Origin of the sequence: Streptobacillus canis, assembly GCF_009733925.1 — a bacterium.
Taxonomy (GTDB): Bacteria; Fusobacteriota; Fusobacteriia; order Fusobacteriales; family Leptotrichiaceae; genus Streptobacillus; species Streptobacillus canis.
Map to the genome: position 1 here is coordinate 1 of NZ_WOEI01000065.1, position 520 is coordinate 520.

At 23.1% G+C, this 520-nt stretch carries 1 protein-coding gene; it reads right to left on the reverse strand.

Translation table 11 applies throughout. The features are described 5' to 3' along the window. The coding region (locus GM111_RS08335) for a ShlB/FhaC/HecB family hemolysin secretion/activation protein (protein ID WP_197034548.1) at positions 1-520 on the reverse strand (520 nt) is incomplete at both ends.

Here is a 520-nt window from a genome sequence, read left to right on the forward strand (position 1 = left end):
TAGTTTATGTTCTTCTTTTATCTTACTATTTAGTCCTATAGATATATTATGTATCTTATCTCTTCTATTTAATACATCTTCTAAATATGATTTCCTATCTATATATGAATATGAACTTATTAAATTAATAGATTTATTTATCTTCCTATCTAACTTTATCTCATATCTATTAGATATACCTGAAATATCATATATATTATCATTTTCTGTTATTATACTTCTTAAATATCTTGAATTACCATATGTTAAATATATCTTATTACTTCTTATTGGAAAAGATAGATTAATATTTAAGTTTTCATTTCTTCTTGCACGCCTTTTATCTTTTACTTCTTCTAGTTCTTCTCCTGGAAGTAGTTCATCTATACTTTTACCTTCTTTTCTATTTGGTAGTATAGGTCTTACAAAAGTATATGATATATCTAGTTTTTCATTTAATATTAAACCTTCAAGACCTGTAGAAATATTATATCTATATTTACCTTCTTCAACATCTTCTCCATGATTATCAAATGATAGT